Source organism: Curtobacterium sp. C2H10 (assembly GCF_025407985.1).
Taxonomy (GTDB): domain Bacteria; phylum Actinomycetota; class Actinomycetes; order Actinomycetales; family Microbacteriaceae; genus Curtobacterium.
This window is the reverse complement of the sequence record NZ_JABXGF010000057.1, coordinates 1-22,892: the sequence shown is the minus strand read 5'-3', so window position 1 is coordinate 22,892 and position 22,892 is coordinate 1. Positions and strand designations below refer to the sequence as shown.

Below are 22,892 nucleotides of genomic sequence, written 5' to 3'. Positions count from 1 at the left end.
AGCCCGTCCCGTCGCCCGCGCCCGCGCTCGTCCTCGTCGCCCGCGCCCGTCCCCGTCGCCCGGATCGTGAGCAGAAACGGTCGGGTGCCGTGGCGCGACCCGACCATTTCTGCTCACGAAGTGGCACGGGGCGCCCACGCCCCAGGCCCGCGCCCCGCACGCCCCCCCACGCCCCCGCGCCGCACGCCCGGCCCCGAACGCACACACCCGAACACGCGCGTGCGGTCGGCCCGGGCCGTGGTGTACGGTTCCGGCAAGCGCTTTCCACCACGGTGGCGAGCGGGCCACAGCGAGCAAGGGAGCACGCGTTGACCACGCGCACCATCGGCATCATCATGAACGGCGTCACCGGACGCATGGGCTACCGCCAGCACCTCGTGCGGTCGATCCTGGCCATCCGCGACGACGGCGGGCTCCCGCTCCCGGACGGCACGAGGCTGCAGGTCGAACCGATCCTCGTCGGCCGGAACGCCGCGAAGCTCGAGGAGATCGCCACCCGGCACGGCCTCGAGCACTGGACGACCGACCTCGACGCCGCCCTCGCCGATCCCCGCTGGGACGTCTTCGCCGACTTCGCCGTGACGAGCGCCCGCGCCGACGCCCTGCGGAAGGCGATCGCCGCCGGCAAGGCCGTCTACACCGAGAAGCCCACGGCGGAGACCTCCGAGGAGGCGCTTGAGCTCGCCCGCCTCGCCGCCGACGCCGGCGTGCCGAACGGCGTCGTGCACGACAAGCTCTACCTGCCCGGCCTCCGGAAGCTCCGCCGGCTCATCGACTCCGGGTTCTTCGGCCGGATCCTCTCCGTCCGCGGCGAGTTCGGCTACTGGGTGTTCGAGGGGGACTGGCAGACCGCGCAGCGGCCGAGCTGGAACTACCGCCGCGAGGACGGCGGCGGCATCGTCGTCGACATGTTCCCGCACTGGAACTACGTCCTCGAGCAGCTGTTCGGCCGCGTGGAGTCGGTGTACGCCCGCGCGGTCACGCACATCGACGAGCGAACCGACGAGCAGGGGACCGGGTACGCGGCGACCGCGGACGACGCGGCCTACGGCGTGTTCGACCTCGCCGGCGGCATCACGGCGCAGATCAACTCGAGTTGGGCGGTCCGGGTCGACCGTGACGAGCTCGTCGAGTTCCAGGTCGACGGCACCGACGGCAGCGCCGTCGCGGGACTGTTCGGCTGCCGTATCCAGCCGCGGACTGCGACGCCGAAGCCGGTGTGGAACCCCGATCTGCGGGACGACCGCGACTACAGGGCGCAGTGGCTCGAGGTCCCCGACAACGAGGTGTTCGGCAACGGCTTCCGCGCGCAGTGGGAGGACTTCCTGCGCGACCTCGTGGCCGGCCGCCCGCACCCCTACGACCTGCTGTCCGGTGCCCGCGGCGTGGCGCTCGCGGAGGCCGGTCTGCGCTCGAGCGCCGAAGGACGACGCATCGACCTGCCGGAGCTGACCCTGCCCACCGGGGCCGAGCCGCGCCTCCAGGGCGACAGCGCCGACAACGTCGACCGCGCCGAACGCGCCGACAACGCCGAACGCACCGACCGCGCCGACAGCGCCGACAGCGCCGACCGCGCCGACCGCGCCGACCGCGCCGACAGCGCCGACCGCGCCGACGACGCCGAGACCGTCGGAGCACGCGCATGACCACCCTGACCCTGCTCGCGCCCGACGGCACGACCAGCCGGGTCGACCTGCGCGAGCCGGCCGTGGCGGCCACCGCGAAGCCGACCGCCCCGCTCACCGAGCGCGTCGTCTACGCCGCCGCCCACGTCGTCCCGCGCACCGCCGCCGACAACACGCCGGGTGCACCGGCGGACCTCGACTGGGACGCCACCCTCGCCTTCCGGCACCACCTCTGGTCGTGGGGCCTCGGCGTCGCGGACGCGATGGACACCGCGCAGCGGAACATGGGGCTCGACCCGGCCGCCACGCGCGAGCTCATCACCCGCAGCGCCCGCGAGGCGCAGTCCGTCGGCGGCCGCATCGTCGTCGGCGTGAACACCGACGACCTCCCGGACCAGGTCGCCACCGAGCAGCAGGTCGTCGACGCCTACGTCGCGCAGCTCCACCACGCCGAGGACGCCGGCGCGGGGGTCGTGCTCATGGCGAGCCGACACCTGGCGCGCCTGGCGGGCAGCGATCCCGCGGTCTACCGCCGCGTCTACCGCAGGGTCATCGAGCGCGCGAGCGCCCCCGTCGTCCTGCACTGGCTGGGGGAGGCGTTCGACCCCGCCCTCGCCGGCTACTTCGGCGGTCAGCACGGCCCCGACACCGTGCTCGACATCATGGGCGACGCCGGGTCGAAGGTCGCCGGCATCAAGATGAGCCTGCTCGACGCCCGGGCCGAGGTCGCCCTCCGCTCCCGACTGCCCGCCGGCGTCCGGATGTTCACCGGCGACGACTTCCACTACGTCGACCTCATCGCCGGGACCGATCGGACGCACTCCGACGCCCTGCTCGGCGCGTTCGCCGCCGTGGCGCCGATCGCCTCCGCCGCCGTCCGGGCCCTCCCCGACGAGACCGCCTTCCGCGCGCTGCTCGGCCCCACCGAGGCCCTGTCCCGCCACGTCTTCAGCGCCCCGACCTGGCACTACAAGACCGGCATCGCCTTCCTCGCCTGGCTGAACGGCCACCAGGGCGCCTTCGCCATGGTCGGCGGTCAGCACGCCGGCCGCTCCCTGCCGCACCTGTCCGAGACCGTCCGGCTCGCGAACGCCTGCGGCGCGCTCGAGGACCCGTCGCTCGCGGCGTCGCGGTGGCACGACCTGCTCACCGTGTCCGGTGTGCCCGTGACGGCCAGGAGGCGCGGCTCGGCCCCCGCCGACCGCCCGCTCTCCGGGGTGGTCGCGTGAGCCCTTCGGTGCAGGCCTCGCGGACCGGTGCGGCCGCTGGCTCTGCACACCCGCATCCACGGCTCTCGATCAACCAGGCGACGATCAAGTACGCCTCGCTCCGGGACGCCCTCGACACCGTCCGCGCCGCCGGCGTCCAGGCGATCGGCACCTGGCGGGAGCCCGTCGCCGAGGTCGGGCTGTCCGAGGCCGTGCGGATGGTCGCCGACTCCGGCCTCCGGGTCTCCTCGCACTGCCGCGGCGGCTTCTTCACCCTCCCGGTCGGCACCGAACGGCAGCGGGCACTCGACGACAACCGCCGGGCGATCGACGAGACCGCGGCGTTGGCCGAGGCCGGCGCGCCCGGGTCCGCGCCGGTGCTCGTGCTCGTCGCCGGAGGACTGCCCGAGGGGTCCCGCGACCTGATCGACGCCCGGGACCGCGTGGCCGACGCCCTCGCCGACCTCGTCCCGCACGCCGTCGACGCCGGCGTCCAGCTCGCCGTCGAGCCCCTGCACCCGATGTACGCCGCCGATCGGGCCGTCGTGTCGACCCTCGCGCAGGCCCTCGACCTCGCGGCGCCCTTCCCGGCCGCTGCCGTCGGTGTGGTCGTGGACACGTTCCACGTCTGGTGGGACCCGGCGCTCGCGGCCTCGGTGGCCCGCGCCGGTGCCGCCGGGCGGATCGCGAGCTACCAGGTGTGCGACTGGCTCACCCCGATCGCCGCCGACCCGCTGCTCTCCCGCGGTGTGATGGGGGACGGGCACATCGACTTCGGGCCGGTGACCGCTGCCGTGACTGCCGCCGGGTACGCCGGTGACGTCGAGGTGGAGATCTTCAACCAGGCCGTGTGGGACGCCCCGGCGACGGACGTCGTCGACCGGGTGGTCCGGGCGTTCACTGCCTCGGTGCCGTTGCCCCTGCCCCTGCCTCGCTGAGGGGGCGGCGGCGGACCAGCACCACGCTGTCGAGCACCCCGTGCGGCGCTCCCTCGGGCGTCACCGCGGTGCGCGGTCGGAGCTCGGCGGCCACGACCTCCCACCCGTCGTCGAGCCCCAGCGCCGCGAGGTCCTCCGCCGGCGTCGGGAAGCGGTACGCCCGCATCTCCTCGGGCAGGTCCCCGTGCGGGGGCGCGGCGTGCGCCGTCACGAGCAGGTGCCCGCTGGACGCCACGAACCCGGCCGCCCGCCGCAGGATCGCCGCACGCGGGATCTCGACCGGCCACGACTGCAGGAACGACGCCGTGACGAGGTCGAACCGCGCCGCGGTGTCCCACGAGCCGAGATCGGCCGCGACGAACGCCGTCCGCTCCTCGAGCCCGGCGGTGACGGCAGCCCGGGAACCGCGGGTGACCGCCGTCACCGACAGGTCCACCCCGGTGGTCGCCCACCCCTGCTGGGCGAGCCAGACGACGTCGCCGCCCTCGCCACAGCCCAGGTCGAGCGCGCGTCCCGCTGGCAGCGACGACGCGACGTCGGCGAGCACCGCGTTCACCCGCCCCGACCAGATCCCGTCGTGCTCGGCGTAGCGGGCCTCCCACCAGCTGCGTGCGGTCGTGTCGGACGGCTCCCGGTGCGTGTGCATGCCGTCACTCCACCGCACGGACCGGCCGGAACCCAAGCGGTGTTGCCACCCCGGCAACGTCGCACCGTGCGTGGCGGGGCCGCACCGCGCCTCCTGGCCGCCCGATCGTGAGCAGAAGATGTCGGGACGCTGTCCCCGACCCGACCATTTCTGCTCACGAAGCGCGCGCGCCCCGCGGGCGGGGCCGGCGGCTGGCCCCGCCCGTCAGTCGGCGGGGCCGGCGTGCTCGATGCGGGCGCTCGCCGTGGCCATGTGGTCGTCCATCGCCCGCTGCACCGCGAGCACGTCCCCGGCCCGGAGCGCCTCGAGGATCGCACGGTGCTCCTCGTACGCGGCCTCGGTGGCCTGGCGGGTCCGGACACGACGGCCGACCCACACGCTGAGCATCGAGCGGAGGCTCTGCAGCAGGTCGGCGAGCACGTCGTTCCCGGCGGAGCGGGCGAGCAGCACGTGGAACCGGACGTCGGCGTCGATGAAGGCGTCCGGGTCGTCGAGCGCCTGGTGCTGCCGGTCGATGTAGGTCTGGAGCTCGTCGAGCTGCGCCGGCGTCGCACGCTGGGCGGCGAGGATCGCCGCGGTGCGTTCGAGCGACGACCGGACCTCGAGCAGCTCCCGGGTCCGGTTCGACGCGAGCATGAGCCCCCACGACAGGGTCGTCGGCAGCAGGTCCGAGGTCCCGCCCTGCAGGTACGTGCCGGAACCCGGGCGGATCTGCACGATGCCGAGGATCTCGAGCGCCGCGAGGGCCTCTCGCACGGCGGACCGACCGACCCCGAGCCGTTCGGCCAGCACCCGTTCCGAGGGCAACCGCGAACCGGGTGCCAGGTCGCCGGCGGTCAGCAGGGACACGAGCTGTCGGGCGACCTCGGAGGCGGGGGAGCCCGTCGGCACCGACTCGAGTTCGAGGCGGATGTTGAGCGGGTCGTCCGGGCTGAACGCGGGCATGCAGTGAGCGTACCGGTCGGTCAACCGGTTGCGGTGGGACTCCCTGCCGAGCCGCGGCGGGAGGGAATGGTCAACCGGTTGACAAGTTTGGAGCGACCGCGCACACTGGTCCGTGCGCACCGATGCGTCACCTCCGTCCCCGGCGCAGCAGCCGACCGGAGCACCACCCCACCCGAGCAGGAGTCATCGTGGACATCCCCGCCACGCGAGGCATCCCCACCTCGGTCGTCGAGAAGACGGCCATCCGCAAGATCGCGATCCGCATCGTGCCCTTCGTGGCGCTGATGTTCTTCATCAACTTCCTCGACCGCACCGCGATCTCCTTCGCGGCCCCGAACGGCATGGAGGCCGACCTCGGCCTGACCGCCGCACAGTTCGGGTTCGCCTCGGGCGTGTTCTTCATCGGCTACCTCGTGCTCGAGGTGCCGTCCAACCTGGCGCTGCACAAGTTCGGCGCCCGCGTCTGGCTCGCCCGCATCATGATCACGTGGGGCATCGTCTCGCTGCTCTTCACGTGGGTGCAGAACTACCCGCAGCTCGTCGGCCTGCGCTTCCTGCTCGGCATCGCCGAGGCCGGGTTCTTCCCCGGCGCGATCCTGTTCCTGTCGACCTGGGTCCCCGCCCGGCACCGCGGCAAGATGCTCGCGCTCTTCTACCTGGCGCAGCCGCTCACCAGCGTGATCGGTTCGCCCCTCGCCGGCTGGCTGATGACCCACGAGGGACTGCTCGGCGGCCTCGCGGGCTGGCGCTTCATGTTCCTCTGCGTGTCGATCCCCGCGATCATCGTCGGCATCCTGTGCCTCTTCGTGCTGAAGGACAAGCCGTCGCAGGCGAAGTGGCTCGACGAGGACGAGAAACTCTGGCTCGAGGGCGCCCTCGCGAAGGAGAACAGCCAGAAGGAGGGGAACGCGCACGGCAAGGGCGGCCTCCGAGCGGCGTTCGGCTCCGGTCGCGTCTGGATGCTCGCCGCGGTGTACTTCGGCTTCATCTACGGCCTGTACGCCCTGAGCTTCTTCCTGCCGACCATCATCGACGGCTTCCAGGAGCAGTTCGGCACCACGTTCGACCTGTTCCAGAAGGGGCTCATCACGGCGATCCCGTACGTGCCCGCCGCCGTCGTCCTCTACTTCTGGTCGCGTGACGCGTTCCGACGCGGCGTCCGGGTGTGGCACATCGCGGTCCCCGCCCTCGTCGGCGGCCTGAGCATCCCGGTGGCCCTCTACATGAACAGCCCGGCTGCCACGGTCGCCGTCATCGCGATCACCGCGTGCTCGATCTTCGCCGCGCTGCCGAACTTCTGGACCGTCCCGACGCAGTTCCTCACCGGTGCCGCAGCGGCCGCGGGCGTCGCGCTCATCAACACCGTCGGCAACCTCGGAGGCTTCGCCGCGCCGTACGTCACCGGCGCCGTCAGCGAGTGGACCGGGGGGTACCAGGTGCCGATGTTCATCGTCGGGTTCTTCATGGTGCTGTCGAGCGTCCTGATGTTCGTCCTCGGCCGGACCACGAAGCGGAACGAGCGACGCGACGCCGACGCTGCCGCGCAGGCCGCGACGACCACGACCCAGGAGTCCCACGCATGACCCGCCTGTTCAACGACCCCGCGGACTTCGCGGACGAGATGGTCGACGGCTTCGTCGCCGCGAACCGCTCCCGGGTGCGGAAGGTCCACGGCGGGGTCGCCCGCTCGACCACCAGCCCCGAGGGGACCGTGGCGCTCGTCGTCGGCGGCGGGTCCGGGCACTACCCGGCGTTCGGCGGGCTCGTCGGGCACGGCCTGGCCGCCGGTGCGGCGATGGGGAACCTGTTCGCCAGCCCGAGCGCCCAGCAGGTCACGGCGGTGGCGAAGGCCTCCGAGCACGGCGGCGGGGTGCTCCTGAGCTACGGCAACTACGCCGGCGACGTCCTCAACTTCGACGCAGCCGCCCGGTCGCTCGAGGCCTCCGGGATCAGCGTCCGCACGGTGCGGGTCACCGACGACGTCGCGAGTGCCCCGAGTGTCGAGGCCCACAAGCGCCGCGGGATCGCGGGCGACCTCTGCGTGTTCAAGGTCGCCGGAGCCGCCGCCGAGCGTGGTGACGACCTCGACACCGTCACGACGATCGCCGAGCGGGCGAACGACCGCACCCGCAGCTTCGGCGTCGCGTTCTCCGGCTGCTCGCTGCCCGGCGCGGACGAACCCCTGTTCACCGTGCCCGAGGGCCGCATGGCGATCGGCATGGGCATCCACGGCGAACGCGGCATCGACGAAGCCGACGTCCCCACCGCGTCCGGACTGGCGGACCTGCTCGTCGACAAGCTGCTCACCGAGCTGCCGTCCGGTGTCGCAGTCGACGGGGCACGCGTCGTCCCGATCCTCAACGGCCTCGGTTCCGTCAAGTACGAGGAACTCTTCGTCGTGTTCGACGCCGTGCAGCGCCGACTGACCGCGGCCGGCGCAGTCGTCGTCGAGCCCGAGGTCGGCGAGCTCGTCACGAGCTTCGACATGGCCGGCGTCTCGCTGACGCTGTTCTGGCTCGACGACGAGCTCGAGGAACTCTGGGCCGCCCCGGCCGACAGTCCCGCCTACCGCAAGGGCGGTGCCGTCCCGCAGGAGCCCGTGTCCTCCGACGTCCTCGAGGCCGGCGTGGTCGTCCCCGTGACCGTCGGCACCGACGAGTCCCGGGTGTCCGCCACCCGCATCGCGACGGCGATCACGGCCGTGCGCACGACGATCGACGCCCACGCCGACGAACTCGGCCGCATCGACGCCGTCGCCGGCGACGGCGACCACGGGATCGGCATGCAGCGCGGCTCCACCGCGGCGGACGCGGCGGCGCAGGACGCCGCAGCACGCGGCGCCGGTGCCGGCTCGGTCCTCGCGATCGCCGGCGACGCCTGGTCCGACAAGGCCGGCGGCACGTCCGGTGCGATCTGGGGCGCGGCCCTGGAGGCACTGGGTCGCGTCCTCGGGGACACCTCGCGCCCGACGGCCACCACCGTCGCCGACGCCGTGCACGCGGCCGCCGAGGCCGTCCTCGCGTTCGGGGCCGTCCCGGGCGACAAGACCATGGTCGACGCGCTCGTCCCGTTCGACGAGGTCCTCACCGTCCGCACCGCGGCCGGCGACGACCTGGTCACCGCCTGGTCCGCCGCGTCCGCCGCCGCCACGACCGCGGCCGACGCCACCGCCGACCTGCTGCCGCGGATGGGCCGCGCCCGGACCCACGGCGAGGACGCGGTCGGCACCCCCGACGCCGGTGCGATCTCGTTCGCCCTCATCACCGCCGCGGTCCTCGCGACGCTCTCCGAGAAGTAAGGAAGACCCCATGACCGAGCAGCAGTTCCGCATCGTCGTCGGCTCCGACGACGCCGGGTTCGACTACAAGGAGATCATCAAGGCCGACCTCGCCACGGACCCGCGCGTGGTCAGCGTCACCGACGTGGGCGTCGACGCGGACGGGCACACCGCCTACCCGCACGTCGCCGTCGACGCCGCACGGCTCGTCGCGAACGGCGAGGCGGACCGGGCGATCCTGATCTGCGGCACCGGACTCGGCGTCGCGATCGCCGCGAACAAGGTCCCCGGCATCCGGGCCGTCACCGCGCACGACTCGTTCAGCGTCGAGCGCTCGATCCTGTCGAACGACGCCCAGGTCCTCTGCATGGGCCAGCGCGTCGTCGGCGTCGAGGTCGCCCGGCGCATGGCGCGCGAGTGGCTCGGCTACACCTTCGACACGTCGTCCGCGAGTGCGGAGAAGGTGCAGGCAATTTGCCAGTACGACGGGTCGGCCCCGGTCGGGACCGACGCCTGATGCCCGCGTCCACGGCAGCCGCCCCGCTCACGATCGGGGTGTCGCTGAAGATGTACTTCTCCCACGCCCGGACGCTCGAGTGGGCAGCCGCCGTGGCCGACATCGCCCGGACCCACCCCGCGGTGCGGTCCGGCGCCGTCGAGCTCTTCGTCATCCCGACGTTCCCCGCGCTCGTCCCGGTGCGCGAGGTGATCGGGGACGCGCCCGTGACGCTCGGCGCGCAGAACCTGGCCTGGGCGGACACCGGCGCCTTCACCGGCGAGGTGTCCGGTGCGGAGCTGCGCGAGATCGGCGTCGCGCTCGTCGAGATCGCGCACGCGGAGCGGCGCTCCCTGTTCCACGAGACGGACGAGGAGATCGCCGGGAAGGTGCACGCCGCCTTCCGCAACCACCTGCGGCCCCTGATCTGCGTCGGGGAGACCACCCGCGCCTCCAGTGAGACCGCCGTGGCGGACGTGACCGCGCAGCTCGACCGGTTCCTGGCGACCGCGACCGCGGACGGTCTCGCCGGGCCGGTCATCGCGGCGTACGAACCCGTGTGGGCGATCGGCGCCCCGGCGCCCGCGCCCGACGAGCACATCGTCGCGGTCCTCTCCGGGATCGAGGAGCACCTCGCCTCCCGACCGGAGCTCGCCGGCTCCGTCGCGATCTACGGCGGCAGCGCCGGACCGGGCCTGCTCACCCGTGGGCAGGGGCGCATCGGCGGGCTGTTCCTCGGACGGTTCGCGCACGACCCCGCCGCGATCCGGACCATCCTCGACGAAGCCGGGCAGCTGGGAGCGACCGCATGACCTCCCTGCTCGGCCTCTCCACCTACGCCTACTTCTGGCGGATGTCCGACCGCGTGCCGGACCCGATGTCGCTCGACGACGCGATGCGGGACGCAGCGGCGCACGACGGTGTCGACCTCTTCCAGATCTGCGACCACCTGCCGCTCGACACCGCCTCGGACGACCGACTGGCCGCGATCCGGGCACTGGCCGACGAGCTCGGGCTCGCGCTCGAGGTCGGCACCCGTGGGACCCACCCGGAGCACCTCGGGCGGTACCTCCACGTCGCGCAGGCGCTCGGCGCGACCCTCGTGCGGAGCATGTGGACGAGCGGCGACGACCAGCCCGACGCCCTCGAGACCGAACGTCGACTGCGCCGGGCGCTCCCCGCGTACGAGGCAGCCGGGGTGACGCTCGCGCTCGAGACCTACGAGGTCGTCGCCACCGAGGACCTCGTCGCCGTCGTCCGGGCCGTCGGCTCCGACCACCTCGGGATCTGCCTCGACCCGGCGAACACCGTCGCGCGCCTGGAGCACCCCGCCGACGTGGTCGCCGCGGCCGCCCCGTACACCCGCAACTGGCACGTCAAGGACTCCGGGTTCACCCGCTCACCGGGCTGGGTCGGGTTCCAGTACACCGGCGTCCGCACCGGCACCGGTCTCCTCGACTACGACGCCGTCCGCGCCGCGATCCACCCCGACGCACGGGGCATCAACCGCGTGGTCGAGTTCTGGCTGCCCTGGCAGGACGAGGCCCTCGGCACCACGGGCGACCCGGCACAGACCACCACCCGCATCGAGGCGGCGTGGACCGAACACACCATCGAGTACATCAGGAGCAAGGAATCATGACCGACACCGTCACCACCCCCCACACCGTCGCTGCCGGATCCGGTACGTCCGACGTCACCGTCGCCGTGATCGGTGCCGGCGGCAAGATGGGCACCCGCGTCTCGAACAACTTCGCCAAGAGCGAGTACACGACGCTCTACAGCGAGGCCTCGCCCGCCGGGCAGGAGCGCATCGAGGCCCTCGGCCGGTCGCTCACCGACAGCGTCGAGGCCGCCAAGGTCGCCGACGTCGTGATCCTCGCCGTGCCGGACGTCCTGCTCGGCAGCATCTCCGAGCAGCTCGTCCCCGTCATGAAGTCGGGTGCCAGCATCCTGACCCTCGACCCGGCCGCCGCCTACGCCGGGCTGCTCGCGAAGCGCGAGGACATCCACTACGCCGTGGCGCACCCGTGCCACCCGTCGGTGTTCCTCGAGCGCACCACCAAGGAGGAGTGGGACGACACCTTCGGGGGCATCGCCGCCCCGCAGGAGGTCATCGCCGCCTTCGACGCGTCGGAGTCGCTCGGCGACGACGGTGACGCCGCCAAGGCGATCGCCGAGGCCGTCATCACGACCATGTACGCGCCCGTCATCCAGGTGCACTGGGTCACGGTGAAGCAGCTCGCCGTCCTCGAGCCGACGCTCGTCGAGACCATCGCCTGCATGATCGGCGACTTCCTCAACGACGCCCTCGAGGAGACCGTCACCGGTGTCGGCGTGCCCCGCGAGGCCGCCCGCGCCATGCTCTACGGCCACACCTGGATCGCGTTGACGAACGGTCTGCGCGGCTCGAACCCGTTCTCGGACGCCTGCCACATCGCGATGGGCTACGGCCGCGAGAAGCTCATCAAGGAGGACTGGAAGCAGGTCTTCGACGACAGCGAGCTCGACAGCGTCATCGCCAAGATGCTCAAGATCGACGCCGTCAAGCGCTGATCACCCCCGAGACCGGAACGCCCCGCCGACCCCCTTCCGGCGGGGCGTTCCCCTCGGTCCCCACACCTCGGCGAGCGTGATCGCGGCGACACCCGGCACCGTGAGCGCCTGCACGGCCGCGGCGAACCACGCGGCGGCGGCGGCGGAGTGCTGCTGCGGATCCGTCGCGTCCGGCACGGACTGCGGCCCGTACCCGGCCTCGACCGACGCGTCGGTCGCGGCCCGACGCGGTGACGTCGTCACGGCGTTGAACCGCGGACGTAGCGTCACCGGTCCAACGTGGAGCGGCCTGCCGGCGGCCAGCCTGGAGGCGCTCATCGCCACCCAGCGCTGCATCCGGATCGACTCGGTCACCTGGGCACGGCTGCGGTCGTGCATCTGCGGCGTCACGCTGAACGTGAGCGGGCCGTCCCAGTCGCCGAACAGGTCGATCGTGCGGTTCAGCTCGGTGAAGTGCGCGCGTGTCCCCGCCACGAGGTCGAGTCCCTCGTGTGCGGCCGCCGCCTCCCGGAGCGCCCGCTGCAGCGCCGTCGTCGTCACGTGCGACGACGGGTCGAACGCGCCGATGCGCACCACCGGCCCGGATTCCAGGACCTCGTCGACCGCGGCGCGGAGCAGGGCCGGGTCGTCGGTGACGAACCGCACGTCGAGCGGTGCGCCTCGGGCGTCCCGCCGGGCGGAGGCGAGCACCGCGGCGACGTCGGGGTCGCCGAGGACGGGCTCGACCAGGATCGGCACGCCGCCGGGGAGCGCCGCATCGTCCGGGCGCGCAGCGGCCGGGGCGGAGGCGGCCAGCAGCTGGAGAGTCGGGGGCGGGGTGACCACGGAGGTCGGGGCCGGCCCGTCGAGCGCGGCGAGGTCCGGGGCGGGGGAGGGCGCGCCTCCCGGTCGTCGCACCGCGCGCAGTGTGAGTGCCTGGTGGACGACGGCACCGGCGTCGAGCGCGACGGGGAAGGGCTCGGCCAGCGGCGTCGAGTAGGTCTTGAACGAGGCGTCGGTCCAGTTGCGCTGGTCCTCCATCTCGAACACGTCGCCGGTGAGGTCGAGCGTGCAGTCCGTACCGCCGGTCGTCCAGGCGTACCCGGCGACGTCGGTCGCGGGTTGGTGCGGGGCGATCCACAGCGGGAACGTGTGCGCCGTGGCGGGTGCTGCCGGGTGGCGGACCGTGAACGGGGTGCCGGCGAGGGTCGGCGGGTGCAGGACGACCAGGCCGATGCGGTTGCGGCGGAACGGCGCCGTCGTGGTGGCGGTCGCATCGACGTGCAGGGTGTCGTCGTCGATCGTGAGGTCGAGGGTGGTGTGGAGGACCTCGGCGTCGTCGAAGGCGCTCGTCACCTCGATGCGGGCCCGGGCCCGGGCCCGCGCGTGCCCGTGTTCGTCGGTCGCGTCGGCTTCGGCCTCGGCGGCGGCGTCGGTCGTTCGGCGGGTGACGGTGTCGTCCGCGGTGCGCCAGTCCTGGTCGCGGGTGACGAACCGGATGCCGCGCAGCACCGGTACCCCGTCGTGGCGGACGTCGGCGAGCTCGGCGCCACGGAAGGTCACACGCCACGGTCCGACAACGAGCACGTCCTCGGTGGTCGAGTCCGCCCACGCACCGTCGTCGGTCATGTCCCTTTGCTACCAGTCGGTCAACCGGTTGCGCAATGATGTGTCCAGGAGCGACGTCGCTCCGAGGACGGGGCACTGCCGCCCCGAGGACGGAGCACACGCATGGCCGGACGACTGACCGGGAAGACCGCCCTGGTGACCGGGGCCGGATCGGGGATCGGGCGGGCGATCGCAGACCGGTTCGTGGCCGAGGGGGCGCGGGTCGTGTACGCGGACCGCGACGCCGCGGCTGCGCCTGCTGCTGCGAGTGCGGCGGCTGCCGCGGCTGCCACTGCCGACTCGGCGATCGCGCTCACCGTGGACATCGCGGACGAGTCGAGCGTCGCGGCTGGCTTCGAGGCCCTGGTCGCCCGTGGCGCCGTGCCGGACGTCGTCGTCGCCAACGCCGGCGTGCAGCTCTTCGGCCACGACGCCAGGGTCGCCGACGTCTCGCTCGAGACCTGGAACCGCACGCTCGCGGTGAACCTGACAGGCACCTTCCTCACCGTGAAGCACGCCGTCCGGGCGATGCTCGCGGCCGGTGGCGGCGGGTCCGTCGTCGTGACGGGGTCGCCGACCGGCCTGAACGGCGAGGGCGCCGACTTCGCCGCCTACTCGTCCACGAAGGGCGGCGTCCACGCGCTCGTCCGGGCGACCGCGATGGCCTACGCCCGTGACGGCATCCGCGCCAACACCGTCGTGCCGGGCTACACCGAGACGGCGCTCGTCCAGACGATCTCGGGCGACCCCGAGTCCCGCGCGGCGATCGTGTCCCGGACGCCGCTCGGCCGGGCGGGGACCCCGGACGACGTCACCGGCATCATGGTGTACCTCGCGAGCGACGAGTCGTCGTACGCCACCGGCGCGCTCTTCCGCGTCGACGGCGGCATGACGAGCCTGTAGCGCCGCGCCGCGCCGCGCGCCCGGGCCCGGGTGCCCGCGCCCCGCCGCGCTGCTCGATGGTGAGCAGAAATGGTCGGGTCCGCTCGACCGACCCGACCATTCCTGCTCACGAAGTGCGCACGTGCCCCGGGGGTCAGGCGTGCCCGCGTGCCGCGAGCAGCGCGCCGAGCGCCGCCGCACCGCGCTCGGCATCGGCGACCGTGACCACCCGCGCTCCGCCGCCCCGGAGCCGGACGACGAGCCCCGGCCCCGAACGGACCACGTACGCCACACCCCGGCCGGAGATCCGGTAGCCCCACCCACCCCACTGCCCGGGCGACACCTGCTCCCACCCGCACGACTCGATGCGGTCGAGCGGGACCCGCACGAGGGGGATCCGCGTCCACGTCGAGGTCAGCCGGAGGCCGCGTCGATCGACCGTGCACTCGACCCGCGCGAGCACCGCCACCGCGATCCCGGCGAGGACGAGCAGCCCGCCCGACACCGCGGCCGCGCCGATGTCGGCGGACGCGGACGCCGACGTGGTGGCCCAGGCCGCGACGACGCCGCCGACGACGAGGACCACGCCGAGCCCCGCGAACCAGGGGCTGCCGACCCGTGCACGCCAGGCGACCCGGGCGTCCGTCGGGACGTCCAACGGAGGGACGTCGTGCGCGGGGACCGGCGCTGCCGTCCGGACGAGCGCGATCGTCGGCGGCACCGCCACGGCGACACCGACCGCGAGCGTGACGACGGCCCACCACACCGGGAACGTCGGGTCGTCGACGCGGTTCACGATCGCCTCGGCGATCCACGCGGTCGCGACGGACCCGCTCAGGAGGTTCGCCACCAGCAGCAGGGTCGCCCACGTCCGTCGGTCGCTGCGTCCGAGCGCCACCACCGCGAGTCCGGCGGCGACCAGGGCCACCACGAGGGACCCCCAGAAGAACGGCCACGGCGACCCCCAGGCGTCGGCGACACCGTCCGCGCCGAAGTGCGTCGCCACCCGTGCCGGCAGCGCGGGTCCGAGCGTGAGTGCCGTGACGACCAGCGCGACGGCCACCGCCGCGCTCGGTCCCACCACGGCCAGTCGTGCGCCGGTCCCCATCGTCCGAGTCGTCATCGTGCCCCCTTGATCATCGCGTACAGGTCGTCGAGCGGGACCCCGAGGGTCTCCGCCTGCTCACGGAGCTCCACCACCAGCGACCGCAGCCGGTCGAACGACGCGTTGCCCGATCGCAGCACCGTGGCACCGCGGCCCCGGCGCAGCTCGATGAGCCCGTCGTCCTGCAGCTGGGCGTAGGCCCGCAGCACCGTGTGCATGTTGACGTCGACGGCGGCCGCGAGTTCGCGCGCAGACGGCAGCCGCTCGCCGTTGCGGAACTCGCCGCGGGCGATCGCGTGCCGGATCTGGGCGGCCACCTGGTCCGCGAGCGATGCCCGCGCTCCGGGGTCGACGGTGATCAACATGTTTGCATTGTATGCGAACAATCAAGTCCGTGCCGACAGCGGTCCGTCCGGATAGCGCGGGCTGGGTGTCCGGTCCACGTGGGCTGTCCGGCACGCGCGTACCGTCGCTGGAGAAGACGGCATCGATCCGCGTCCTCCCGACGCTCCGATGGCACCTCCTTGACCCTGAGGCCGTTCTGGACGTCGGCATCCATGAGGCCGAGGCGGAGCCGGGCTCGCGAGCAGGGAGCACGCCATGAGCAGCCAGGAACTGAGCAGCTACGAGTCGAACGCCGACGTCCAGCCGGTGCGGGTGACCACGTACCGACACCTCCGACGGGCCACACGCCGCGGTTGGGCGGTCCCCGTCGAGTCCGAGCCGTCGCTCGCCGACCTCGTCGGGGAACGATCGCCTGGTGGTCCGGAGCGACGGTGATCCCCGCGGCGGACCGGCCGCCGGCGGAGTCCTCGACCGCGGAGGTCCGTCGGACCTCCGTCCGGGAAGTCCTCCAGAGCGGCACCGACCCCGACGAAGCACTCGAGTTCTACCGCGGCGTGTACGACGGCCACGACATGGCCTTCGCCCCCTCCTCGTCGTCGTTCGGCTTCCGCTACCGAGCCACCGGGGACGGCCGCCTGAGCCTCCGGACGTCGTCGGTGTCCGCCGCTCGGTCCGGATTCCTCGCACCCGAACGGCAGTACCTGCTGGCGTGGTCGGTCGAGGGCGGCATCGTGGTGGACGACGACGTGCTCCTCCGCGCCGGCGTGCCCGTGATGTACCCGGCCGGACGCCCCTTCCACGTCTCGGCACCGGCAGGGACGAAGCACCTCGTGCACTTCGACGCGGACTTCCTCGAGGCCGTCGCGGTCGTGGGCACCGACGCCGCCCCCGTGCCCCTCGCCTTCCCCGTGACCGTGTCCGCCGAACGCCTCGCGCCGCTGCAGGCCGTGCTGCGCGAGGTCGCCCGTCCGCTGCTCGACGTCGCCGTGGTCGACGCCGACCGGGCCGCGCTCGACCTGCGGCTCGCCGAGGCCGTGCTCGGCGCCTTCCGCTCCGATGCCGACCGCCGGGGGACCGCCGCGCCCGCCGGGACGGTCGAACGTGCGAAGGCGTTCATGTACGCGCACTTCGACCGGACCATCGCCGCAACCGACATCGCCGCCGCGGCCGAGGTCAGCGTCCGGACCCTGCAGGAGGGGTTCCAACGGCGCGAGGGCAGCACGCCGATGGCGTACCTCCGCGACCTGCGCCTCGAGAAGGCCCGCCTCGGCCTGCAGCTCGCGGACCCCCGCGAGACCTCCGTGGCCACCGTCGCGCACTCCTGCGGCTTCCGGCACATGGGGCGCTTCTCGGGGTCGTACTTCTCGATGTACGGCGAGTACCCGGGGGACACCCTCCGCGGTCGGAGACGACTCATCGCCGCCGCGGATATCGTCGGGTGATGCCACCAGAGACGCGTCCCGTCGTCACCGACGACACCGAGTTCGCCGTCCGCGGCGCGGGCGCTCCCGTCCTCGTCGTGCACGGCACCCCCGGCGGGATCGACGTCGCCGAGATCATGGCGCGGTTCCTGCCGTCCGCCGACTTCCGTGTCGTCACGCTCTCACGTCCCGGGTACCTCGGCACCCGGGTCCGACCCGGCCACGACTCGCTCGACGACGAGGCCGATCGGTACGCCGAGGTCCTCGACGCGCTCGGCATCGACCGCGTGGCGGTGCTCGCCTGGTCGGGCGGAGCCCCTGCCGCCTACCGGTTCGCCGTCCGCCACCCCGAGCGGGTCCGCTCCCTCGTCGTGGCGGCCGGACTGACCGGTCCCTGGACGCCCCCGGAGGTCTCCGCACCGGAGCGCCTGGTCGGCGGCACCCTCCTCGGCGCCGCGCTCGCCCGGGCCGCCGCGCGACTGGTGCCCGGCGTCGTCGTGCGCCTCGCGGTCTCGGGCGTGAGCTCCCTGCGCGGTCGACGGCTCCGCGACCACGTCCGCGGGATCCTGCGCGACCCGGAGCGTCGCACGTTCCTGCTCGACCTCGCCCGCACCGGCAACACCGCGGGCCCCCACCGTGCCGGGTGGGAAGCCGACGTCCGGAACCTCGGCGCGGTGACCGACCTCGACCTCGGAGCCGTCCGGGCCCCGACACTGCTGCTGCACGGTGACGCGGACGTCGACGTCCCGCCGTCCAACAGCGTCCGGGCGGCGGACGAGGTGCCGGGAGCGGAGCTCCTCGTCCTGCCCGGCGGCACCCACTTCGCGCTCTGGGACCACCCGGACGCCAGCGCCGTGCAGGACCGGGTGCGGAGCCACCTGCGGGTCAGTCGCCCCTGACCCGCAGGACCTCGAGCAGGACGTCGAGTGCGCGATCGAGCTGCGGCAGCGTCAGCGCGCCGTAGCCCAGGACGATCCCCGCCGGTGCGCTCCCCGGCGACACCTCGTACTCCTCCACCGCGCTCACCAGCACACCGGACCGCGCCATCCGGGCGACCACGTCGCGCCCCGCCGCCCGACCCGACCACGTCAGGACCGCGTGCAGCCCGCCGTCCAGGGCACGCGCCTCCAGGCCCGCGACCGCTGCGACGCGCGTCGCGACCCGCTCGCGCCGATGCGTGTAGTCCCGGCGCACGCGGCCGAGGTGACGGCGGAGGGCGCCCGTGCGGAGGAGGTGCGCGAGCGCGATCTGCACGGGTTCCGCCACCACGGGTCCGCGAGCGAGGCGCGAGGCGGCGACGGCCTCGTGCACCGGCCCCGGTGGCAGGACCACGTAGCTGCAGCGCAGCCGTGGATCGAGGGTCTTCGAGAACCCGCCGACGTGCACCACGACGCCCGTCGCGTCGAGTGCCGCCAGCGCCGGGACAGGGGAGCCGCGGTGCCGGAACTCCGAGTCGTAGTCGTCCTCGACCACGACCGCCCCGGTGCGCTTCGCCCAGTCGAGCAGGCGGAGCCGTCGTGCCACCGGCATCACCGAGCCGAGCGGGTACTGGTGCGTCGGCGTGACGACGACCGCGTCCACCGGGCCGATGCGGCCGAGGACGTCCACGTCGATCCCGTCGCCGTCCACCGGGACACCCACGAGGGTGGCCCCGACGCTCGTCATCGCCCGACGTCCGGAGCGGTAGCCGGGATCCTCGACGGCGACGACCGGCGCCCGACCCAGGCGGTTCCGGAGTCCCTCGGTGACGAGCGAGAGCGCCTCGGCCGTGCCGGCGGTGACCACGACCCGGCCGATCCCCGGGGCGAACCCGCGAGCGAGGCCGAGCTGGGCAGCGATCTGCGCGCGGAGCTCCGGGAGGCCGGCCGGGTCGGACAGTGCGTTGCGGAGCGGGGCGTCCGCAGCGGCGCGCCAGGCGGCCCGCCAGTCGCGGGCGGCGATCGCCGTGACCGCCGGGATCCCGGGGCGGGCGTCGAGGAGGTCCGCGCCGGTACCCGCCGCGCTGTCGGCGTGCCCGTCCGTGCGCCCCGTCGCGTCGCGCGCAGCGTGCTCGGTGGGCCAGTGGCCCGCACCGACCCCCGCCGCCACCCGCGCCACCGCACCCTGCCGCGTCCGGATCCACCCCTCGCCGTCGAGTTGCTCGTACGCCGCGACCACCGTCCCCCGCGCCACCCCCAGCTCCGCCGCGAGGACGCGGGTCGACGGCACTGCGTCCCCGGACACCAGCGTCCCGTCCTGCACCATCGCCCGGACGCGCGCGACGACCCCGGCGGTCTTCCCGAACTGGTCCACCTGAGCACTCCCGATCTGGTCCACGAACCGGACCGGTCCTGACCCTAGCGTTGCCCGCATGCGCACCACGAGCCTCCCGTCCGACCCCGCCGACTCCGCCGTCCCGTCGCTCGCCGTCCGCCGCCTCCGCGACCGCCAGTCCCACGACCCCGCCGACCTCGACGCGATCCTCGCCGAGGCGATCGTCGCGCACGTCGGCTTCGTCCGCGACGGTCACCCGCTCGTCCTGCCGTTCCTCTGCGGCGTCGGCGACCTCGGCGCCGGCCCCGTCCTGCTCCTGCACGGCTCGACCGGCGGCGGTCTCTTCCTCGACGGCGCCGCGGGTGTCCCCGTCAGCGCCACGGTGACCCACGTCGACGGCCTGGTGTTCGCACGCTCGACCTTCGACAGCTCCGCGAACTACCGCAGCGCCGTGGTCGTCGGCAACGCCACCGTGGTGCCGGACGACTTGCGGACCGAAGCGCTCTGGCAGGTCGCCGACCACCTCATGCCCGGACGCCGCGACGAGGTCCGCGAGATGACCGCCAAGGAGGTCCGTGCCACCCAGGTCCTCCAGCTGCCCCTCGAGCACGCGAGCGTGAAGATCCGCGCCGCCGGCGTCGGCGAGGCTGTCGACGACGCCGAGGACCACGCGGTCTGGGCGGGCGTCCTCCCGCTCGCGGTCACCGCCGGGGCGCCGCTCCCGGGGGACATCTCGGGGGACGCGCCGGTCGACGAGTCGGTGCGTGCCCTGGCGGCCCGCCTCGACGACCTGGCACGGGCTCGGGAGGCGCGGATCGCCGCCGTCATGCGGCCCACCCCCGCCTGAGCCGCGTCCGGAGCGGTGCGGGCCGGTTCTGAACGGGCTGCGAGGAACGCCCGAGCCTGTGACGAACTGCAGGAACCCGCGGCGAGTGCCCAGCGGGGCCCAGGTTCGTGACCAATACGTTATCTTCCCGAGTCGCCTCGTCATCTGCTCGGGCCGGCTCGTCCGACCCGGAAGGAACCATGGGACGCCACGCACTGCCCGCAGCCCCCGACGGCGCGGCCACCACCGAAGCCGTCGAACTGCGCCGTCCCCGCGGGCGTCGTTCCGCGTTCGGCCCCGCCGTGGCCCGCTCGACCTTCGTGGAGCACGAGAAGCCGGCGCGCAGCGTGTCCCTGTCGAACACCCGCCCGGTCGCCTCGACGGCCGTCGCCGGAGCGGCCGTACTGTCCCGGTCCGCAGCGCTCCGAGCCGAACGGGCGGTCGACCCGCGGCACGTCCGCCGGGCTGCCAACGCGAAGCGCGCAGCGGTGCTCCTCGCGCCCGCACTGGCCATCACCTCGAGCCTGACGCTCGCGGTCCCGGCGAACGCCGCGACCCCGTCGACCGACGCGCACCACGGGACGACCACCTCGCAGCACACCCAGACCTACACCGTCGCCCGGGATGTCGAGGTCCCCGTGGTGTCGACCGACGGCATGACGACGACCACGACCGTGGTGTCCTACCCGACGATCGTGACGAAGTTCGGCGTCAGCACCCAGCAGGCGGAGGACGCGATCTCGAAGATCCTCTCCGCCGGTGGCGACCGGGCGACCGTGGTCTCCACCGCCCTGCAGTACATGGGCGACCCGTACGTCGAGGGCGGCGCGAGCCACGAGGGCATCGACTGCTCCGGCTTGACGATGGTCGCGTACGCGGCCGTCGGGATCCCGCTCGTGCACTACGTCCCGACGCAGGACGCCGCCGCGACGACGATCCCGGAGTCCGAGGCGCAGCCCGGCGACCTCGTCGTGTACGACAACGAGGACCACGTCGGCATCTTCCTCGGCGACGGACTGGTGCTCCAGGCGCCGCACCCCGGCGCGGTCGTCGACATCGTGCCGATGTACTCCGCGGCGCACCACTTCGCCCGTTTGCTCCCCGCCGGCAGCTGACCGGCACCCGCGGGGCGTCGTCGTCCCGTAAACTGGAGTGATGGCCTCCGAGACCCGCACCCCCTTCGAAGAGCAGCGCTCTGCTCGTCCGCAGGTGCGTCCGCGCACCGAGGGCTGGACGCAGGCCACCGGGACCGACGGCCGGCCGCTGCTGCAGTTCGCGTCCCCGAAGCGTGGCAAGCCGCCCGTGCACCTCGCCGACATGACGGTCGCCGAGCGTGAGGCGAAGGTCGTCGAGCTGGGGCTGCCGAAGTTCCGCGCCAAGCAGCTCTCGACCCACTACTTCACGCACTACACGTCCGACCCCGCGCAGATGACCGACCTGCCGGCCGCCCAGCGTGAGGAACTCGTGGCGGGCATGCTCCCGCCCCTCCTCACCGAGACCCGTCGTCTGGCGACGGACAAGGGCGACACGATCAAGTTCCTCTGGAAGCTCCACGACGGGGCGCTGGTCGAGTCGGTGCTCATGCGGTACCCGGGTCGCATCACGCTCTGCGTCTCGTCCCAGGCGGGGTGCGGGATGAACTGCCCGTTCTGCGCGACCGGGCAGGCCGGGCTCACCCGGAACATGTCCACGGCCGAGATCATCGAGCAGATCGTCCGTGCCAACGCCGCCATCGCCGCGGGGGAGCTCGGCGGTGATCCCCGCAAGGGCGGGAAGGACCGCGTCGACGCCGAACGCGTGACGAACATCGTGTTCATGGGCATGGGGGAGCCGCTCGCGAACTACAAGCGCGTGATGGACGCCGTCCGGATCATGGTCGCGCCGCAACCGAACGGCCTCGGCATGAGCGCCCGCGGCATCACCGTGTCGACCGTGGGGCTCGTCCCCGCGATCAACAAGCTCGCCGACGAGGACATCCCCGTCACCTTCGCGCTCTCCCTGCACGCGCCCGACGACGAACTCCGCGACGAGCTCATCCCGGTGAACTCGAAGTGGAAGGCGGACGAGGCGATCGACGCCGCCCACAACTACTTCGTCAAGACGGGCCGACGTGTCTCGATCGAGTACGCGCTCATCAAGGACATGAACGACCACGCGTGGCGTGCCGACCTGCTCGCCGAGAAGCTCAACAAGCGCGGCAAGGGGTGGGTGCACGTGAACCCGATCCCGCTCAACCCGACGCCCGGCTCGGTCTGGACCTCGTCCGAGGTGCACGTGCAGGACGAGTTCGTCCGCCGACTCAACGCCGCCGGCATCCCGACGACCCTCCGCGACACCCGCGGCAAGGAGATCGACGGTGCGTGCGGGCAGTTGGCTGCGGCCGAGTAGGTCGGTCCGGTCCGGTCCGGTTCGGTCCGGTTCGGGCCGATTCGGTTCGTTCGGGAGGCACGGTGCGGGTTCGCACCGTGCCTTCCGTCGTTCCCGGCGCGAGTCGGCTCGGCCCGCACCGCGCGATCCGCGTGTTTCCGGGCCTCGCAGGCCCGACACGCCCGGGATGTGGCCCGGGTTGGTGCTGCCGTTCACCTCTGCGTAAAGTAATCACTCGTTGCCGCTGAGGCGGAGAACGGAACGGCCGAGACGGTCACCCGGTCACAGACCCGGAGATCTTGTCCACCACGGTTCTTCCCCGGGCAACGAAAGCTAATAGCCTCTCTGGCGGAACCTCTTTCGGGGTCGAGTGGGGAGTGCGTCTGGTCCTTGAGAACTCAACAGCGTGCACATT

General features: G+C 73.3%; 22 protein-coding genes. 16 read left to right on the top strand and 6 right to left on the bottom strand.

The genetic code is table 11. From position 1 onward, the window contains the following. The first annotated feature begins 335 nt into the window (after window positions 1-335). Genes HWD93_RS15875 through HWD93_RS15865 form a run of 3 tightly spaced genes read left to right on the top strand, consistent with a single transcriptional unit; the run spans window position 336 to window position 3,771 of the window. A complete protein-coding gene (locus HWD93_RS15875; RefSeq protein ID WP_261647340.1) occupies window positions 336-1,646 on the top strand; it encodes a Gfo/Idh/MocA family protein in 1,311 nt (436 codons plus the stop codon). After that, window positions 1,643-2,854 (top strand): dihydrodipicolinate synthase family protein, encoded by a 1,212-nt coding sequence (locus HWD93_RS15870; RefSeq protein WP_261647339.1) that lies wholly within the window; start codon window positions 1,643-1,645, stop codon window positions 2,852-2,854. Before HWD93_RS15875 ends, HWD93_RS15870 begins: the two co-directional genes overlap by 4 nt. After that, complete coding sequence (locus tag HWD93_RS15865) at window positions 2,851-3,771, top strand: sugar phosphate isomerase/epimerase family protein (RefSeq protein ID WP_261647338.1); 921 nt, start codon at window positions 2,851-2,853, stop codon at window positions 3,769-3,771. The genes HWD93_RS15870 and HWD93_RS15865 overlap by 4 nt, the downstream gene beginning before the upstream one ends. Here HWD93_RS15865 and HWD93_RS15860 read toward each other — a convergent pair. Both HWD93_RS15860 and HWD93_RS15855 read right to left on the bottom strand, forming a co-directional pair. Then, window positions 3,731-4,417, bottom strand: coding sequence for a bifunctional 2-polyprenyl-6-hydroxyphenol methylase/3-demethylubiquinol 3-O-methyltransferase UbiG (locus HWD93_RS15860; protein ID WP_261647337.1), 687 nt, complete (start codon window positions 4,415-4,417; stop codon window positions 3,731-3,733). The genes HWD93_RS15865 and HWD93_RS15860 overlap by 41 nt on opposite strands. Before the next feature lie 204 nt (window positions 4,418-4,621). Then, complete coding sequence (locus HWD93_RS15855; protein WP_070416464.1) at window positions 4,622-5,362, bottom strand: FadR/GntR family transcriptional regulator; 741 nt, start codon at window positions 5,360-5,362, stop codon at window positions 4,622-4,624. A 188-nt stretch (window positions 5,363-5,550) separates the two neighbouring features. On the opposite strand from HWD93_RS15855, the gene HWD93_RS15850 reads away from it, so the two are divergent. From HWD93_RS15850 to HWD93_RS15825, 6 genes are read left to right on the top strand one after another with little or no spacing between them, the layout of a single operon-like run. Further along, entirely contained in the window at window positions 5,551-6,945 is a 1,395-nt protein-coding gene (locus HWD93_RS15850; RefSeq protein WP_261647336.1) for an MFS transporter, read from the top strand. Continuing rightward, window positions 6,942-8,660: a dihydroxyacetone kinase family protein gene (locus HWD93_RS15845; RefSeq protein WP_261647335.1), complete on the top strand. Its 1,719-nt coding sequence runs from the start codon at window positions 6,942-6,944 to the stop codon at window positions 8,658-8,660. The genes HWD93_RS15850 and HWD93_RS15845 overlap by 4 nt, the downstream gene beginning before the upstream one ends. 10 nt (window positions 8,661-8,670) lie before the next feature. After that, window positions 8,671-9,156, top strand: coding sequence for a ribose-5-phosphate isomerase (locus tag HWD93_RS15840; RefSeq protein WP_229087489.1), 486 nt, complete (start codon window positions 8,671-8,673; stop codon window positions 9,154-9,156). Next, the gene (locus HWD93_RS15835; RefSeq protein ID WP_261647334.1) at window positions 9,156-9,947 is read left to right on the top strand and encodes a triose-phosphate isomerase family protein; all 792 of its coding nucleotides are present in this window, start codon (window positions 9,156-9,158) and stop codon (window positions 9,945-9,947) included. Before HWD93_RS15840 ends, HWD93_RS15835 begins: the two co-directional genes overlap by 1 nt. Continuing rightward, window positions 9,944-10,777: a sugar phosphate isomerase/epimerase family protein gene (locus HWD93_RS15830; RefSeq protein WP_261647333.1), complete on the top strand. Its 834-nt coding sequence runs from the start codon at window positions 9,944-9,946 to the stop codon at window positions 10,775-10,777. The genes HWD93_RS15835 and HWD93_RS15830 overlap by 4 nt, the downstream gene beginning before the upstream one ends. Continuing rightward, window positions 10,774-11,691, top strand: coding sequence for a phosphogluconate dehydrogenase C-terminal domain-containing protein (locus HWD93_RS15825; protein ID WP_261647332.1), 918 nt, complete (start codon window positions 10,774-10,776; stop codon window positions 11,689-11,691). Before HWD93_RS15830 ends, HWD93_RS15825 begins: the two co-directional genes overlap by 4 nt. Here HWD93_RS15825 and HWD93_RS15820 read toward each other — a convergent pair whose 3' ends face one another. Next, a complete protein-coding gene (locus HWD93_RS15820) occupies window positions 11,692-13,299 on the bottom strand; it encodes a hypothetical protein (protein ID WP_261647331.1) in 1,608 nt (535 codons plus the stop codon). It abuts the gene before it with no gap. A gap of 102 nt (window positions 13,300-13,401) precedes the next feature. Here HWD93_RS15820 and HWD93_RS15815 point away from each other — a divergent pair, with 102 nt between their 5' ends. Next, a complete protein-coding gene (locus HWD93_RS15815; protein ID WP_261647330.1) occupies window positions 13,402-14,181 on the top strand; it encodes an SDR family NAD(P)-dependent oxidoreductase in 780 nt (259 codons plus the stop codon). Window positions 14,182-14,314: 133 nt separating this feature from the next. On the opposite strand, the gene HWD93_RS15810 is transcribed toward HWD93_RS15815, so the two are convergent. Then, entirely contained in the window at window positions 14,315-15,283 is a 969-nt protein-coding gene (locus tag HWD93_RS15810; protein ID WP_261647329.1) for a DUF1648 domain-containing protein, read from the bottom strand. Continuing rightward, a complete protein-coding gene (locus HWD93_RS15805; RefSeq protein WP_070416454.1) occupies window positions 15,280-15,630 on the bottom strand; it encodes a GntR family transcriptional regulator in 351 nt (116 codons plus the stop codon). The genes HWD93_RS15810 and HWD93_RS15805 overlap by 4 nt, the downstream gene beginning before the upstream one ends. Window positions 15,631-15,865: 235 nt before the next feature. Here HWD93_RS15805 and HWD93_RS15800 point away from each other — a divergent pair, with 235 nt between their 5' ends. The 3 genes from HWD93_RS15800 to HWD93_RS15790 are packed head-to-tail and all read left to right on the top strand — an operon-like array spanning window position 15,866 to window position 17,930. Continuing rightward, a complete protein-coding gene (locus HWD93_RS15800) occupies window positions 15,866-16,045 on the top strand; it encodes a hypothetical protein (RefSeq protein WP_070416453.1) in 180 nt (59 codons plus the stop codon). Continuing rightward, window positions 16,042-17,052: a helix-turn-helix domain-containing protein gene (locus HWD93_RS15795; RefSeq protein WP_261647328.1), complete on the top strand. Its 1,011-nt coding sequence runs from the start codon at window positions 16,042-16,044 to the stop codon at window positions 17,050-17,052. Before HWD93_RS15800 ends, HWD93_RS15795 begins: the two co-directional genes overlap by 4 nt. Continuing rightward, a complete protein-coding gene (locus HWD93_RS15790) occupies window positions 17,052-17,930 on the top strand; it encodes an alpha/beta fold hydrolase (protein WP_261647327.1) in 879 nt (292 codons plus the stop codon). Before HWD93_RS15795 ends, HWD93_RS15790 begins: the two co-directional genes overlap by 1 nt. Here HWD93_RS15790 and HWD93_RS15785 read toward each other — a convergent pair. Beyond that, window positions 17,917-19,323: a PLP-dependent aminotransferase family protein gene (locus HWD93_RS15785; protein ID WP_261647326.1), complete on the bottom strand. Its 1,407-nt coding sequence runs from the start codon at window positions 19,321-19,323 to the stop codon at window positions 17,917-17,919. The two genes, HWD93_RS15790 and HWD93_RS15785, sit on opposite strands and share 14 nt — an antisense overlap. 58 nt (window positions 19,324-19,381) lie before the next feature. Between HWD93_RS15785 and HWD93_RS15780 the strand changes: the two genes are divergently transcribed. The 3 genes from HWD93_RS15780 (at window position 19,382) to rlmN (ending at window position 22,498) form a co-directional block, all read left to right on the top strand. After that, on the top strand, window positions 19,382-20,131 hold the full coding sequence (locus HWD93_RS15780) for a pyridoxamine 5'-phosphate oxidase family protein (protein ID WP_261647325.1): 750 nt from the start codon (window positions 19,382-19,384) through the stop codon (window positions 20,129-20,131). A gap of 179 nt (window positions 20,132-20,310) precedes the next feature. Continuing rightward, entirely contained in the window at window positions 20,311-21,225 is a 915-nt protein-coding gene (locus HWD93_RS15775) for a C40 family peptidase (RefSeq protein WP_261647324.1), read from the top strand. Window positions 21,226-21,265: 40 nt separating this feature from the next. Next, window positions 21,266-22,498 carry a 23S rRNA (adenine(2503)-C(2))-methyltransferase RlmN gene (gene rlmN / locus HWD93_RS15770; protein WP_070416448.1) on the top strand — a complete coding sequence of 411 codons (1,233 nt, stop codon included), beginning with the start codon at window positions 21,266-21,268 and terminating at the stop codon, window positions 22,496-22,498. The last annotated feature ends 394 nt before the right edge of the window (window positions 22,499-22,892 follow it).